Here is a 15,215-nt window from a genome sequence, read left to right on the forward strand (position 1 = left end):
ATATTCACGGTTACTGGACAGTGATAGCAGCAGGCTATATCTGGCAGAGCCAAAGCCACACGCGGCTTCCGTCTATTCGGCAAGCCTTATCTGCTAGACTTGCCACCCCCCGAAAAGCACGCGCAGCCGTTTAATGTTCGCGGGCGCTAAATTTAGAGCGGCCAACGGAGATATTGATGAAAAGCCAACAGGGCTCTGCCACTGTCAAAGACATGCCGGATGTGGCCAGCAGTGCCAGCCGCCATATTCACAGCAAGCTTGATTGGGTCGGCATGAGCGAGATTCATCTGCCGGCAAAGCTGAGGGATACTCTGGCGGGAGAGAGGCCGATCAGCACTTCCATTCAGGCCTATGTGAACCTGCAGGATCCCACAGCTCGCGGAATTCATATGTCGCGTCTGTATCTGACCCTCGAAGAGACCTTTGCGGATTGCTCGGTCAGTGCCGCCTCGATCGAAAAACTGCTGGGTACTTTTTTGGCTACTCACGACGGATTGAGTGATCAGGCATTCGTTCAGCTGGACTTCGAATATTCCATGCGTCGCGAATCCTTGAAGAGTAATTATTTTGGCTGGAAGAGCTACCCGGTCAGCATCTGCGGCACACTTTCTAAAGGTGAGTTGCGCATAGAGCTGTCAGTGGAAGTGCCATACTCTTCCACTTGCCCCTGTTCTGCTGCGCTGGCCCGGCAGCTTATTCAGGATGCCTTCCGCAATCAGTTTGGCGATGTCGGTACCATTCCGGCGGAGCAAGTGGCCCAGTGGCTTGGTACGGAGCAGGGTATTGTGGCAACGCCGCATAGCCAGCGTTCGGTCGCTGAGGTGCGGGTGTTGTTGGATCATACGGAAGAGTCCGGCTTCCCGATTACCGCTCTTATTGATGCCATTGAAGGTGCGCTAAAGACCCCGGTGCAGACTGCGGTCAAGCGAGAGGACGAGCAGGAGTTTGCTCGCCTGAACGGGCAGAACCTCATGTTCTGTGAGGATGCTGCCCGTCGTTTGCAAGCGGTGGTCGATCAGCAGCCCCTGTATAAGGATTTCTGGTTACGGGTAAACCATCTTGAGAGTCTGCATGCGCATAATGCGGTTGCTATCGTAACCAAGAATGTACCCGGCGGTTATCTGCCGATACCTTGATTGTTGGTGGGTGCCAATAGAAAGGCCCGGCATTAAAGCCGGGCCTTTCTATGTTTGCTGTGTTAGTGAGCTTAGAAGCGGGCGCCTACGCCAATGGTAAAGTTGCTTACCTCTGCCTCGCTACGGTCGACCGCGCGAAGGTATTCGACGCTGACGAAGACATCCTTGTTGATGGTGTAATCGGCACCGAGGCCCAGGGACATGTCGTTATAGTTGTCGCCACGGCCTCCTTGAGTCGTCTCTACTCGGGTGACACCGATCAGGCCGTATGGACGCAGCGGCATACGGTTAGGAAACTGGCCTCGAAAATAAGCGCCAAAATGACGGTCAACTTCATAGCGAACGCCGCCACTGGTATCTCTGCCAAAGCCAAGCCCTGCACGAAACTCCCCTGCCAGTGTTGCGGCATTGTTCAGGGCTGCTCCGAAGCGAAACTGCACAGCATTAACATCCGCGCTGCCGGCCACATTCTTTGGGTCAATATGGGAGAAGACGGCATCTATTGCTGCAAACCCGCCAGACTGGGCGTTGGCGTGTAGTGGGGCCAGAACTAGCAGGGCCAAGGTCAAGGCAGGAAGTCTTTTCATTGCTGTCTCCAGAGCGTCAATGCGCAGAATTGTAGCCCATGTCACTGTCGATTGCTGCGTGCGGCAACGGCGGCGCTGATTGCCAGTGTTATTACGATGGTGGGGCCGCTGGGGAGGTCTGCCAGCAGACTTATTGTCAGGCCACTAACAAGGCCTGCGGTTCCCACAAGCAGCCCCCGGACAATACCACTTGCATCGCTGAGCCGTATGGATGCCAGCGCTGGAAAAATCAAACTGGCAAACACCAGGTAGACGCCAACCGTCTGAACCGCTCCTGTCACGGCAATGGCTAGTGGCAGATAAAATCTGGACAACTCCTGTTTGCCGTATCTCATCATGGCGACGACTACCATGCTGGCTACTGCGAGCCATACTAGCTGCTCCGGTGTTACCCACAGTATCTGCCCCGATAATGCCTGATGAAGATATTCACCGGCGTGAGGATCGTGACTGACCAGTAGCACGGCGAAAGAGGCCAGCAGAATGTAGCTACCGCCAATTAGCGCCTCCTGAATATGGGCATGACGCTTTGACAGGGCGTGCAAACTGACTGCCATCAATAACGCTGCTAATAATGCTCCGGTTTGCTGCCAAATAGCGGCGGCGTCGCCGAGCAGTATCTGGCTGGCCAGTGCGCCTGTGGCCGCCGCCTGCGCAACCGCAAGGTCAATAAAAATGATGCCACGCTTGAGTACCTGTCTGCCAAGCGCGACATGTGTGGCTAGAACCAGTGCTCCTGCAATAAAAGCCGGCCAAAGGATGTGCAGGCTGTCAGTCATACTCATAGGCACTCGCCTTGTTTGCTGACCAGTATTTCTATCAGCTCGTCATAAAGAGAGAACAATGATTTTTCATTGCTGAATGGGAGCTGAACTGCACAGGCGCCTGATCGCTTCGCTAGCCAGTTAGCGCCCTGACTGCCATTGAAGCTGGTGAAGAGAATCAGCCCGATATTTTCCTTCTCTACTTTGCTGAGTATTTCTCCCAGATGTTTGGGTGTGGGTGGTAGTCCTGGTTTGGGTTCCATTTCTGCAACGGCGCGCATGCCTAGCCAGTTGAGCAGGTAGCTGAATGAGCGATGATGTACCACCACTTCAGTATCTTTTAGGTGGGAAGCGCGAGACTCCCACTTCTCAATGGCGGCCTGCCAGCGCTGCAGGAAATCCACCAGATGTTGGTGATAGTACGCCTTGCCTTGCGGGTCTAGCGTGGCGAGGCGTTCTGTCAGTGCCTTGGCGACCATGGTGATGCGATGGGGATCAAGGTGCATATGAGGATTACCGGCAGCATGGACATCGCCATGGGCCCGGTCAGTAGAGCTGGACTGTTCAATCAGGCTGACCTGATCCGCTGCATATAGCAGCCCCGGAGCGCTTTGCACTCGAGGATTGGCTGACCGGGCTAGCAGTACCGGTAACCAGCCAACTTCCAGCTCTGCGCCGGTGCAAAAAACCAGATCAGCCTGGCGTACGGCGCTTATTAAGCTGGGCCGGGCCTGCACTTGATGAGGGTCCTGGTCGGCACTAATGGCCGTGCTGACGCGCACTCTATCAGCGCCAATTTCCCGGGCCAGAGCTGCCCATTCCGGCTCGCAGGTAAATACGTTAATTGCAGCGTTGGCCAGCGATGCAGTGCTCAGCACGATTGTTGTAAGAAAAAACTTGAGTATTTTCATGGTGCCTCCGGATATCGGGACAAGTTGCTGCCCCGATATCTTGATCTGCCCGACTTCACTCTCAGAACGTATGCGCGCCATGGGCGCCCAGACTCATGTTGTACTGCAGCATGATCTGGTTAAAGTCCTCGCGCCCGGTGTCAGTGGCGACGCTGCTGCGGTTGGCCTGCAGGCGCAGCTTGGAAAACTCGGTGGCCTGCCAGGTCAGTGCGACACTGTTCTGCCGAGAGCCACTGACTTCTTCCTTATTACCGTCCTCGACAAGCTCACCGTTGATGCCGGCTGCTGCATGGCGCAGCCCCACACTCCAGCGCGGAGCAAAGCCCCAGGTGGTCTGGATATAGGCTGCCTGCTGTTTGAGCGTTATTGGAGCACCAATTTCCAGCGGGTCGGTGTGATATGTGGCTGTCTGGTCAGACTCAACCTGAAAGGCCTCGGCCTGAATGGCAAAACTGCCCTTGCCATATGCTCCTGTGGAGAAGCGCTTGTAGACTGCCTGTAAACCATAAAGGTTGGCGCTGCCTTCGCTGATAAAAGCGTCCGCGCCTTCTTCATGGAAGGCCTGCTGGCTGCCATGGCGGGCGATGGACGCGCCAAGCTGAAGGGCTTGGCGGGTGCCAAGGTCAGGGGCGATACGCATATAGGCAACGCTCAGTAGCGGACCTTTACGCTCGGGCAGGCCAAGGTCGTCTGCATCGCCAGGCGGGTTGGCAAAGCCTTCTTCGATCCACTCCTCAACAATCTCATCGCCATCCAGTGAGTTACCAAATACCTCCAAATCGCTACCCTGAAGAAGCTCCGCGCCGATTTGCAGGAAAGTGCTGGAGGGGGCAAGCCAGCTAAGCTGGACCCCGGCATCGCTGAGCCCGTGATCGCCAAACAGGCTCATATAGGCCAGATTCTGGTCGGTGAAGTCCCAGCTGTGCAGGTGTTTTTCGTTGTGATAGCCAATGGCACTAAGGAATTTTCCGCCCTTCAGTGTGAGTCCCGCTGGTAGAGAACGGGTTTGAAACCATGCTTCCTCAATCTCCGCTTCTCCGTCCGACACCGCTAATGTGACGTAGGCGTCGAAGTAGCTGTCAATCGAGCCTGACATGGTTAGCTCAAGTTCACGCAGGTTAAAGCCCTGGCCGAAGGCGCCATGCTCGTGGCCTGCATGGCCGCCACTATGCAAGGCGCTGTCATGTTCCTCAAGAATCTCCATGCCTTCGCCATCGGCGCTGTCGTGATAATAAAGCCCGTCAATGATGACAGAGATGGCGGGGTTGAAGCTGCGCATATCATTGGTGTTGGCATGGGCTTGCTGGGTAAAAAAGGTGCTGCCGGCGAGCATGGCCAGCAGGGAAAGAGACTTGTTCATAAAACGCTCCTGAAAACAGAAAGAATTGTCGGGTGGATCCGGAATTCAGCTGTGGAGCGGCGGTCCGCGGGCCTGATAGGAGTGTGCGTAGAGAGATCGGTAGGTTGCCTGCGAGTAGACAGGTGGCTGCTGTGACGGAGTGTCGGAGCAACAGGTTTGCAGTGCGCAGGTTAATGCGACGCCATGGCCATTAATGCCGAGTGCGCATGGCTCGTTGTTTTGTGGTTGTTGGTCGCTAACGGACTGGTCCGCTGTCAGCGAGGCAAAGGCGTTATGTTGGTGATCATTCAGATGGCTGGGGATATGCCATGCCAAAAGTAGCTGAGCCAGCAGTAGCAGGCTGGTAAGGGCGAAGCAGAATCTACGGGACTTTGCGGGCGTCACGACTTGTCACCCTGTGCCGTATCACAGCCGCATGCCGGGTTGTCAGGAACAGCATCAAAGCCACCCGGGTGCCAGGGGTGGCATTTGCTGATTCTTTTAATGGCCAGCCAGCCGCCTTTGCTGGCGCCATGGCGCTCAATGGCCTCGGCGGCGTAGTGAGAGCAGGTCGGATAAAAACGACACTGATTGCCGACCCAGGGGCTGAGTAGGTACTGGTAGGCACGGATTGTGGCCAGCAGCAGGCGTTTCATGGCATCCGGGGCGGCGGTATATGTCGTGTGAAGGATAGGGGGTTTGTGGGCCTTTTGCCACTTTGTTGCATTTGCTGCTTCAGTTGCGAGACCAGCGGGTGCCTTCACGGGTGTCTTCCAATACGATGCCGGCGGCCAGTAGCTCGTCGCGGATGGCGTCAGAGCGAGCGAAATCGCGGGCCTTTTTCGCGGCATTGCGGTCTGCGATCAGGGCTTCGATCTGCTCACTACTAATACTGTCGCTGCTGCCCCTGGCTTGGAACCAGCTGGCCGGTTCCTGCTGCAACAACCCGAGTAGCTCCGCGGCGGCCAGTAACTCGGCTTTCAGTTGTGGCTTGTCGGCAGCATCAGCCTTGTTCAACTGAGCAGCAATGGCATGCAGGGCGCTGATAGCGCCGGCGCTGTTCAGGTCATCAAGTAGTGCCAGTAGCACCGGATGGTCGCTCGGTAGCTGATAGTCCGCTGCAGCGATAACCTGCTCGCCGCGACCTCGCAGAGCGTAGTAGAGCGAATCCAGTGTCTGCTCCGCTTGCTTGAGTACCTCTTCGCTAAAATTCAGCGGGGAGCGATAGTGCGACGACAGCAGCGCAAAGCGCAGCACTTCCCCGCGATACCGCTTGAGCAGTTCACGCACCAAACGGAAGTTGCCCAATGACTTGGACATCTTTTCGCCGTCGATATTGATATAGCCGTTGTGCATCCAGTAGCGGACATAATCGGTGTCATGGGCGCAGCAGCCTTGCGCAATTTCATTTTCGTGGTGCGGGAAAATCAGGTCCTGACCGCCGCCATGAATATCAATGACCTTGCCGAGGTGGCGGCTGATCATGGCGGAGCATTCGATATGCCAGCCCGGTCGACCGCGCCCCCAGGGGGAGTCCCAGCCAGGCTGGTCATCACTGCTTGGTTTCCACAAAACGAAATCGCCGGGGTACCTTTTATATGGCGCCACTTCCACCCGGGCCCCGGCAATCATGTCATCCAGTGAACGTTTTGACAGGCGGCCATAGTTTGGCATTGACTCGACGGCGAACAGTACATGGCCTTCAGCTGCGTAGGCATGACCTTTGGCAATCAAAGTTTCGATCATGCTGATCATGTCGGGCACATGATCAGTGGCGAATGGAATGATATCCGGTGGCAGGGCATTGAGCGCCGACATATCTTCCGCATAGGCGGCGCTGAAGCGATCGGTAATGGTTTTGATCGGCTCGCCAATCTCGCCAGCGGCTTTGATGATCTTGTCGTCTATGTCGGTAATGTTGCGGGCATAGACCACATGTTCGGCGCCATAAAGGCGGCGCAGCAGTCGGAACAAAAGGTCAAACACCACTACCGGGCGGGCATTGCCGATATGCACATAGTTGTACACGGTAGGGCCACACACATACATGGTCACCCGGTTTGGGTCGAGCGGTGTGAAAAGCTCTTTCTTGCCAGTAAGGGTGTTATGAATCTGCAGCGCCATTATTTTTTACCGTAGAGCTGAGCGGGGTTGATCAGCGGGGTTTTATCGAGCTCCACCTGGTCGCCATCGACGCGCCAGAAAAAACAGTCGCGTCGGCCGGTATGGCAGGCTGGACCACTCTGATCTACATCAAGAAGCAGGGTGTCGCCGTCGCAGTCAATACGCAGGCTTTTCAGAGTCTGAGTCTGCCCGGAAGACTCTCCCTTGCGCCATAGGCCGCCGCGGGAGCGGGAGTAATAGCATACGCGGCCCGTGGCGAGCGTTTCCTCAATGGCGGCACGGTTCATCCAGGCCATCATAAGAACTTCGCCGCTATCGTGCTGCCGGGCGATCGCCGGCACCAGGCCGGCATCGTTGTAACGCAGGTTGTCCAGCGCTGTGGCCAAGGCGACGCGGAAGCCCTGGGCTTGCTGCTCGTTGTCCTTAAACATGGCGTGGCCCTGCTAGTTAGTGAGGCATCCGTGTCTGGTCTTTGAGCAGCGCAATCGCGGCATCCAGAGCCATGACCTCAGTGTTCTGGCTACCAAGGCGCCGAATGGCTACCTGACGGTCCGTCGCTTCCTTCTCGCCCAGCACCAGGATTACCGGCACTTTCGACTTCGAATGCTCGCGAACCTTATAGCCAATTTTTTCATTGCGAAGGTCGGTTTCGTTGGTCACGCCGGCTTCAGCCAATGCCGCCGACACCTCAGCGGCGTAACCATCCACCGCGTTAGTAATGGTGGCGACAACTACCGGCAGTGGCGATAGCCAAAGTGGCAGATAGCCGGCAGTGGACTCAATAACGATGCCGAGGAAGCGCTCCAGAGAGCCGAGCACCGCACGATGTAACATCACCGGGCGATGACGCTGTGAGTCTTCACCAACATATTCGGCATCAAGCCGCTCCGGCAGAACGAAATCCACCTGAAGGGTGCCACACTGCCAGTCTCGACCAATGGCATCACGCAGCTGGAATTCGAGCTTGGGCCCATAGAAAGCCCCTTCGCCGGGATTGAGGATGTATTCCAGACCGACACTTTCCACCGCTGCTTTTAATGCTGATTCTGCGCGATCCCACGTTTCATCAGAGCCGGCCCGGTTGGCTGGGCGGTCCGAGAACATCACCTTGATCTCAGTGAAGCCGAAATCGGCATACACCTCACGCAGCATTTTGATGAAGGCCGCGGTTTCCTCGTTGATCTGTGCTTCGGTGCAGAAGATATGTGCATCGTCTTGACCAAAGGTGCGCGCGCGCATCAGTCCGTGCAGGGCGCCGTGGGCCTCGTTGCGGAACAGGGTGGTGAACTCTCCCAGGCGAATCGGCAGGTCGCGGTAGCTCTTCAGGCCCTGATTGAAAATCTGTACATGGCCAGGGCAATTCATCGGCTTGATCGCCATATCGCGATGATCATGGGTGCAGATGGTAAACATGTCGTCACCATACTTGTCCCAATGACCAGACTGCTCCCACAGCTTGCGGTCCATCATTTGGGGGGTGTTCACCTCCTGATAGCCGTTTCGCTCCATCTTGCCGCGGATGTAGTTCTCCAGAGTGCGGCGCAGACGCCAACCCTTCGGGTGCCAAAACATGCTGCCAACCGCTTCTTCTTGCTGATGGAACAGGCCCATCTCGCGGCCAAGCTTGCGGTGGTCGCGCTTTTCCGCTTCCTCAATCTGCTTGAGATAGGCGTTCAGCTCGTCTTTATTGCGCCAGGCGGTGCCGTATATGCGCTGTAACTGTGGGTTATTGCTGTCGCCACGCCAGTAGGCGCCGGCCACCTTGGTTAGTTTGAAGCCGTCGCCGAGTTTGCTGGTGCTGGGCAGGTGCGGGCCCCGGCACAGGTCGATAAAGTTGCCCTGCCGGTACAGGCTGACTTCTTGATCGGCGGGTAGATCGCGGATGATCTCGGCCTTAAAGGTCTCTCCCTGCTTGGTAAAAAACTCGATGGCTTCATCGCGATCCCACACCTCGCGGCGGATGTCCTCGTTGCGCTTGACGATCTCATGCATGCGCTTCTCAATCGCCTTCAGGTCCTCAGGGGTGAAGGGTTGCTCGCGGTGGAAGTCGTAATAGAAGCCATTCTCGATGGTCGGGCCGATGGTGACCTGAGTGCCGGGGAATAACTCCTGCACCGCCTCGGCCATGATATGAGCCGCGTCATGGCGAATCAGCTCAAGGCCATCCAGGTCTTCGCGGGTGACGATCTGTACAGTGCTGCCGGCGGGCAGTGTCAGATAGACGTCCTTAAGGGCGCCATCCACTTTAACGGCCAGGGCCTGCTTGGCCAGCTTCTTGCTTATACGGTTGGCGAGTTCCAGTCCGGTTGCCGGCTGGTCAAATGCCATCTCTGCCCCATCGGGCAGGCGGTAAGAAACGCTCATGAGGATGCTTCGCGACAGGTGGCTGAATAACGGCGGAAGTCTAGCCGGAAATGGCTGGCAGCGCACCCCGCGGGGATCTGTTCGGCTGCTGTAACACAGCAATGGGTTTTGCTGTGCTATCTTTCTGATAACCACGCTATGCGGAAATATTGGCCATGGATGCGTCGAGCGAGATATCTCCATTCCACTACCAGCGACTACTCAAGGTTGCCCAGCGGATCACGGCACAGCACGATATTGCCCGGCTGTGTGAGACTGTGCTGGAAGAAGCACGGCAGTTGACCCATGCAGATGGTGGCACGCTCTATATCGTAAAGGGCCACGGTGATAGCGCCCGCCTTGAGTTTGCCATCGTCCGTAATCGTAGCCTGGATATCCGGTTGGGGGGTACCAGCGGAGGCAGCATCCTTTATCCGGCTATTCCCATGTATCGGGAGGGGGTGGCAAATCACCAGAATGTCGCCAGCCACACCGGGCTGACCGGTAACATAGTCAATATCGATGACGTATACGATATCGATCAGTTTGACTTTTCCGGCACCCGTGCCTTTGACAAGCAGTTCGGCTACCACACCTGCTCGGTGCTAACTGTTCCACTGATGACAGAGTACGGTGAGCTGGTGGCCGTATTGCAGTTGCTTAACGCCACTGACGAAGCCACAGGTCAGGTAGTCCCGTTCAGTCATAGTCTGGAGCCTGTGGTCTCGATACTGGCGGGCTTCGCTGCCATGGCCATACAGCAGCAGCGAACCATGCAGGAGCAGAAGGAGTTGCTGGTGGCCTTGTCTGGTGAGCCAAACACGGGTCGCCTGCTGGAGCGCATCCTGACAGAGGCCCAGGCGATGACCTGTGCTGACGGAGGTTCGTTATATCTGTTTCGTGATGATAATGACTCACCCCGACTAGAGTTCGCGTTGGTGCGCAATGACAGCCTGAAGATTAATCAGGGCGGCTCCAGTGGCAATGAAATCAGCTTGCCGTCAATTCCTCTGCGTGATCAGGAAGGGCTTGAGAATCATCATCATATTGCTGCGCACGTGGCAATCTCGGGAAGGTTGGTAAATATTCCAGATGCGTACCGCTCTGAACAGTTCGATTTCTCCGGCACCAAAGCGTTTGATCAGGCCCATGATTATCGCTCCGTATCATTTTTGACAATTCCATTGCTTAATCATCTGAATGAAGTGATTGGTGTGCTGCAGCTGGTTAATTCCCGCCACCCGGTGACTCGGGAAATTATTCCTTTTTCCGAGCATATTGAGCCATTGGTCAAGGCCCTTTCCAGTTACGCAGCGATTGCCCTGAATAACCTGATTCTGGTGCAAGAGCTAAAGAATCTGCTTGATGCGTTTATTAAGGTGATTGCTCAGGCAATTGATGCGAAGAGCCCGCATACATCCGGCCACTGTCAGCGCGTGCCTCTGTTGACAGAGATGATCGCCAGAGCGGCCTGTAATGATGATAAAACCTTTGCTGATTTTGATCTTGATGAAGATGGTTGGTACGAACTTCATGTAGCGGCCTGGATGCATGATTGTGGCAAGCTGGCTACACCAGACTCTGTGCTGGATAAATCCACGAAGCTACACACTCTGTGTGACAGAATTGGCTCTGTGCGAGCCAGATTCTCTGCCTTGAAGGCGCAGTATGAGAGGGACATGCTAAGAGCGGCTTTGGCTGAGCCTGCGCGCCATGCAGAGCTGGATGCGGCTTTGCAACTGCAGCTTAACGAGCTGGATGATGACCTTGCCTTTATTGAAGCTGCTAATAAAGGCGGTGAGTTTATGGCGCAAGAGCGAAAAGACAGGGTTCGCCAGATAGCCGGTCGTCAGTGGCGTGATGCGGATGGGGTTATGCAGTCTTTGCTCAGTGAAGATGAGGTCTATAACCTGTGTATTGAACGCGGCACACTAACAGAAGAAGAACGTCAGGTTATAAATAACCATATGCAGGTCACCATAGATATGCTGGAATCATTGCCATTTCCGCGTAAATTGCGACGGGTGCCTGAATATGCGGGAGGCCACCATGAAAAAATGGATGGTAGTGGCTTCCCTCGCGGACTCACTCGAGAGCAGATGTCGTGGCCGGCGCGAATGATGGCTATTGCGGATATTTTTGAGGCATTGACGGCAAAGGACCGCCCTTACAAAGATCCTATGAAGATTTCTCAGGCGCTGTCGATAATGCAGAAGATGCGCGACGGCAACCATATCGACCCCGATCTGTATGAACTCTTCGTTCACAGTAGGGTCTGGGAGCAGTATGCGAAGCAAGTTCTTGATCCGGTGCAGCTTGATGTCCATGACCCGACTGCTTATTGCTAGTTTTTTGCTGTCCTGTAGCACTCTACTGCTGGCGCAGCCACTGCTGTCTTTACGCGGAGAGCCTGCGCCTGGCGCCTTGATGATTGGCCAGGTTGAACCCGGCTCAAAAGTCTGGCTGGATGAGCGCCCTTTGCGCGTTAACGCCAGTGGCTACTTTTTATTTGGTTTTGGTCGTGATGCAGAGGGTGAATCATTGCTTCGCATCGAGGGTGATGCCGGGAGGCAGGAAAGTCTCATTACACTGAAGGCGCGAGACTGGAATATTCAGAGAGTGGAGGGAGTTCCTGCTCGTACCGTTACCCCGCCACCCGAAGCGTTAGAACGAATACGCACTGAAGCGGCGCTTGTTCGGGCAGCTCGGCAAACGGATTCGGACCTCGCCGAGTTCTCCGGGCAGTTTGTCTGGCCAGCCAGTGGAAGAATTAGTGGGGTCTACGGTAGTCAGCGTGTCTATAACGGTAACCCTGGCAATCCCCATTACGGTGTCGATATTGCGGCGCCGACGGGAAGTCCAGTGGTGGCTCCTGCGGGGGGAGTGGTAACGCTGGTCCATCCGGAAATGTTCTATTCCGGTGGAACCCTTTTGCTTGATCACGGCATGGGGCTGTCATCGACCTTTATTCACCTGAACAAGGTTTTAGTCGAGGAAGGTCAGGTTGTTCGCCAGGGAGATCTGATTGCGGAAATTGGTGCTAGCGGCAGGGCGACCGGCCCGCATCTCGATTGGCGTCTGAACTGGTACCAGGAGCGTCTGGATCCACAGTGGTTTATGGGCGGGATGCAGGACACCGAAGTAAGCGCGGGCGCGCCTATGATCGGCAGACCTTGATTTTACTATCAGGTTCATAGAGGACGTGCTGTACCGCCCTCATCCAGAAGAACAACTCGATTTCGGCCCAGTCCCTTGGCTTCGTATAGTGCTTCATCGGCCATCCTTATCAGCTCTGAAGTGTGGTGAATTTCCGGCCTCCACCCGGCCACTCCGACGCTGATGGTAATTACGTTGCTATTACGCGACGCCTTGTGCTCAATACCTTGCTTTTCAATTCTGTCCCTCACGCGTTCCGCAAATACCAGCGCGTCATTCAGTCGTATGCCGTTCAGCGCGACCAAAAACTCTTCGCCGCCGTAGCGAGCGATAAAGTCTGCCTCACGCTGAATCATTGACTGAACGACGGTTGAAACTGTGCGCAGGCAGTCATCACCTGCCAGGTGGCCATAGCTGTCATTGTACTGCTTGAAAAAATCAATATCGAAAAGTAGAACATAGAGATTGCCGTCTTCCGTCTTGCGTTGCCGCTGGAGATTAATCTGTCGATTCAGGCGCTCTTCCATTCCTCGACGATTGACGGCGCCAGTGAGCGGGTCCTCTGTGGCTTGATTCTCCAGAACCAGATTCGCTGAGTGTAGCTCGTTGCGATGCATGGCCAGAACGCGCTCGGCGAGGAAGTGTTTACGTTGAAGCTTTTCGAAATTGTATTGGCCATAAAGACTTAGTACGCCACCGGCAAGAACGAAGAAAAACAGTACCAACGTCTCGGCTGGAGTGAGCTCGCTATACACAAGCATTGAGAAAATCATCAATAACAGAATCAAGGCGCTATTAATCAGGCTCCAGCGAAAGGTAATTCGGAACAATGTGCCCATCAGTAATATCGCAAGCAGATTAAAAAGGTAGTAAGTGTAGGAGAGGCTATGACTGAGAGTAATGCTTAGGTAATTGTTGGTTATTGAAATGATGAGTGCGGTTAAACATACCGATGGCTGGATTATCCAGTCCGTCTGCTCTTGCCCGGCGAGCCACCAGGTAAGAGTGGAAGCCATAATCGCAATAAGGCGGGCTCTCCAGCTGTGCATGGCGCTGGCAGGGTCGATGAGTACTTCGACCATGCTGCCACTAACTAGCAGTATCAAGACGATGACAAATGAAGATCTGATCAGTGTGCGGGTGAGGCCTAGCAGGTAAACCTGAAAGCCGCGCTCAAGGGGTGCCGGCAATCCCAGATGCCATGGCAGGCCTATGTCAGCGCCATTCGGAAGTGGTCGATCCGGCGGAGAGTGTCTGATGATGCTCATTGCGCCTTTCCTTGTGCGGTTCTAAACCGGGCGGCAGTCCTGTGCACCCTTTTTATAGCATCACTATGCCATTAACTGCCAGCCTGCTTTTGTCATGATCATCATCGCGCTTCAGGCGGGCGGTCAGGGCGAGATGATTTCTTTATGACATCTAAATAGTTCCAATAAGAAATCCATCTAATGCCAATTGCGAGCATCTTTTATTCAGTATGAATAAATTCACTCAACATGCTGCCACATTATGCCGTGGGAAGAACCTTGTTCTTTGTTAAATCACACGAGAGGCGGAGTGACTGTTATGAATAACCTTTTGCAGGTTGAGGACGACTCACGGAACGCACTGACAGCCAGGCAGTACCTTGATCAGCGTATAGATGAGTTCCGTGTTGATCGCTGGCAGAATGAGTGGCGTGGTCAGCATATTATGCGGGGGAGGTCTCCGGGTGCTAGCTCGGTCCGCCTGATCAGCAATGACTACCTTTCTATTGCCGGTCATCCGGAGATTGTAAGCGCTCAGATAGATGCCCTGAAGGCGACATCCGAAAGTGTATTGATGTCCGGCGTATTTTTGCATGGGCAGACGCCACAGAAGCAACTTGAATGCAGGTTTGCTGATTGGGCTGGAATGCCGGAAGCGATTCTTTCGCAATCCGGCTACGCTGCCAACGTTGGCCTGCTTCAAGCAATTTCAGGCCCGGGTGTGCCGGTTTACATTGATATGCATGCGCACGCGTCGCTTTGGGATGGCATTCAAAGTGCTGGCGCAGAAGCTCATCCCTGGCGGCATAACGATATCTCCCACCTCAGACGTCAGATTACTGCTCATGGCCCTGGCGTTGTATGCGTCGACTCGGTTTACAGCACCAATGGCAGTGTATGCAAGCTGGCTGAGACCGTAGGAATGGCCAAGCTGATGGGGTGCCTTGTGATCGTTGATGAATCACATTCGCTCGGAACGCATGGCCCCAGCGGGGCAGGGATGGTGGCTGGTCAAGGCCTGACTGGTGATGTGGACTTTATTACCGCCAGCTTGGCCAAGGCATTTGCTGGTCGGGCAGGGCTTATAATGTGTCCTGTTGGGTTTAGTGACTATTTTTGGTTTACTGCGCGGCCTGCAATTTTTAGCTCATGCTTGCTGCCCCACGAAATTTCGGCGCTTGATAAGACGCTGGATGTTGTCATCCGGGATGAATGGCGACGTGAGTCCTTGCACAAAAATGCGGATATTGTTCGTCGGGGGCTGGCTGATCTTGGCTATAACGTTGATGCCAGCAAGTCGCAGATCATTGCTTTGGAGTCTGGTCTGGAATACGACACCTTGTGTCTTCGTCAGGCTATGGAGGCTAATGACATATTTGGCTCCGTCTTTTGTGCTCCCGCGACACCAAAGAAGCGATCTTTGCTGAGGCTCAGCATTAACGCTTCTATGTCCATGAACGAAATCGGCAAACTGCTAAAGGCTTGCGAGGATGTTCGTGACCAGGTAGGTATGTGGGAGTGGAGTTCAACCCGACGCAAATCTGCTAGTGGCCAGACGACCATGTTGCGTACCATTTGTTAGTCAGGGGAGGGTAATCTTGCCTCCAT

Annotated in this window: 13 protein-coding genes; 4 read left to right on the forward strand and 9 right to left on the reverse strand. The window is 54.9% G+C overall.

Annotated features, from left to right (window positions below; translation table 11 throughout):
* The first annotated feature begins 176 nt into the window (after window positions 1-176).
* Entirely contained in the window at window positions 177-1,136 is a 960-nt protein-coding gene (gene folE2, locus J1C54_RS09325) for a GTP cyclohydrolase FolE2 (protein ID WP_229146741.1), read from the forward strand.
* Between the two features lie 71 nt (window positions 1,137-1,207).
* Here the strand turns inward: folE2 and J1C54_RS09330 are convergent, their stop codons facing one another.
* From J1C54_RS09330 to thrS, 8 genes are all read right to left on the reverse strand, one after another.
* The gene (locus J1C54_RS09330; RefSeq protein ID WP_229146742.1) at window positions 1,208-1,723 is read right to left on the reverse strand and encodes an outer membrane beta-barrel protein; all 516 of its coding nucleotides are present in this window, start codon (window positions 1,721-1,723) and stop codon (window positions 1,208-1,210) included.
* A gap of 41 nt (window positions 1,724-1,764) precedes the next feature.
* Window positions 1,765-2,508: a metal ABC transporter permease gene (locus tag J1C54_RS09335; RefSeq protein WP_229146745.1), complete on the reverse strand. Its 744-nt coding sequence runs from the start codon at window positions 2,506-2,508 to the stop codon at window positions 1,765-1,767.
* The gene (locus J1C54_RS09340) at window positions 2,505-3,398 is read right to left on the reverse strand and encodes a metal ABC transporter solute-binding protein, Zn/Mn family (protein ID WP_229146748.1); all 894 of its coding nucleotides are present in this window, start codon (window positions 3,396-3,398) and stop codon (window positions 2,505-2,507) included. The genes J1C54_RS09335 and J1C54_RS09340 overlap by 4 nt, the downstream gene beginning before the upstream one ends.
* A 61-nt stretch (window positions 3,399-3,459) precedes the next feature.
* Window positions 3,460-4,758, reverse strand: coding sequence for a hypothetical protein (locus tag J1C54_RS09345; RefSeq protein WP_229146749.1), 1,299 nt, complete (start codon window positions 4,756-4,758; stop codon window positions 3,460-3,462).
* Between the two features lie 380 nt (window positions 4,759-5,138).
* Window positions 5,139-5,393 (reverse strand): membrane protein insertion efficiency factor YidD, encoded by a 255-nt coding sequence (yidD, locus tag J1C54_RS09350; RefSeq protein ID WP_229146750.1) that lies wholly within the window; start codon window positions 5,391-5,393, stop codon window positions 5,139-5,141.
* A gap of 79 nt (window positions 5,394-5,472) precedes the next feature.
* Window positions 5,473-6,861, reverse strand: coding sequence for a cysteine--tRNA ligase (gene cysS / locus J1C54_RS09355; RefSeq protein WP_229146753.1), 1,389 nt, complete (start codon window positions 6,859-6,861; stop codon window positions 5,473-5,475).
* On the reverse strand, window positions 6,861-7,292 hold the full coding sequence (gene hisI / locus J1C54_RS09360) for a phosphoribosyl-AMP cyclohydrolase (RefSeq protein WP_229146757.1): 432 nt from the start codon (window positions 7,290-7,292) through the stop codon (window positions 6,861-6,863). The genes cysS and hisI overlap by 1 nt, the downstream gene beginning before the upstream one ends.
* Before the next feature lie 16 nt (window positions 7,293-7,308).
* Entirely contained in the window at window positions 7,309-9,225 is a 1,917-nt protein-coding gene (thrS, locus tag J1C54_RS09365; protein ID WP_229146759.1) for a threonine--tRNA ligase, read from the reverse strand.
* A 155-nt stretch (window positions 9,226-9,380) separates the two neighbouring features.
* On the opposite strand from thrS, the gene J1C54_RS09370 reads away from it, so the two are divergent.
* Both J1C54_RS09370 and J1C54_RS09375 read left to right on the forward strand, forming a co-directional pair.
* Complete coding sequence (locus J1C54_RS09370; protein ID WP_229146760.1) at window positions 9,381-11,552, forward strand: HD family phosphohydrolase; 2,172 nt, start codon at window positions 9,381-9,383, stop codon at window positions 11,550-11,552.
* The gene (locus J1C54_RS09375) at window positions 11,524-12,381 is read left to right on the forward strand and encodes a M23 family metallopeptidase (RefSeq protein WP_229146761.1); all 858 of its coding nucleotides are present in this window, start codon (window positions 11,524-11,526) and stop codon (window positions 12,379-12,381) included. Before J1C54_RS09370 ends, J1C54_RS09375 begins: the two co-directional genes overlap by 29 nt.
* A gap of 14 nt (window positions 12,382-12,395) precedes the next feature.
* On the opposite strand, the gene J1C54_RS09380 is transcribed toward J1C54_RS09375, so the two are convergent.
* The gene (locus J1C54_RS09380; RefSeq protein WP_229146764.1) at window positions 12,396-13,628 is read right to left on the reverse strand and encodes a GGDEF domain-containing protein; all 1,233 of its coding nucleotides are present in this window, start codon (window positions 13,626-13,628) and stop codon (window positions 12,396-12,398) included.
* Window positions 13,629-13,926: 298 nt separating this feature from the next.
* Between J1C54_RS09380 and cqsA the strand changes: the two genes are divergently transcribed.
* Window positions 13,927-15,189 carry an alpha-hydroxyketone-type quorum-sensing autoinducer synthase gene (gene cqsA / locus J1C54_RS09385; protein WP_229146768.1) on the forward strand — a complete coding sequence of 421 codons (1,263 nt, stop codon included), beginning with the start codon at window positions 13,927-13,929 and terminating at the stop codon, window positions 15,187-15,189.
* The last annotated feature ends 26 nt before the right edge of the window (window positions 15,190-15,215 follow it).

The sequence above is a fragment of the Alcanivorax sp. 1008 genome (genome assembly GCF_020667895.1).
Taxonomy (GTDB): Bacteria; Pseudomonadota; Gammaproteobacteria; order Pseudomonadales; family Alcanivoracaceae; genus PGZG01.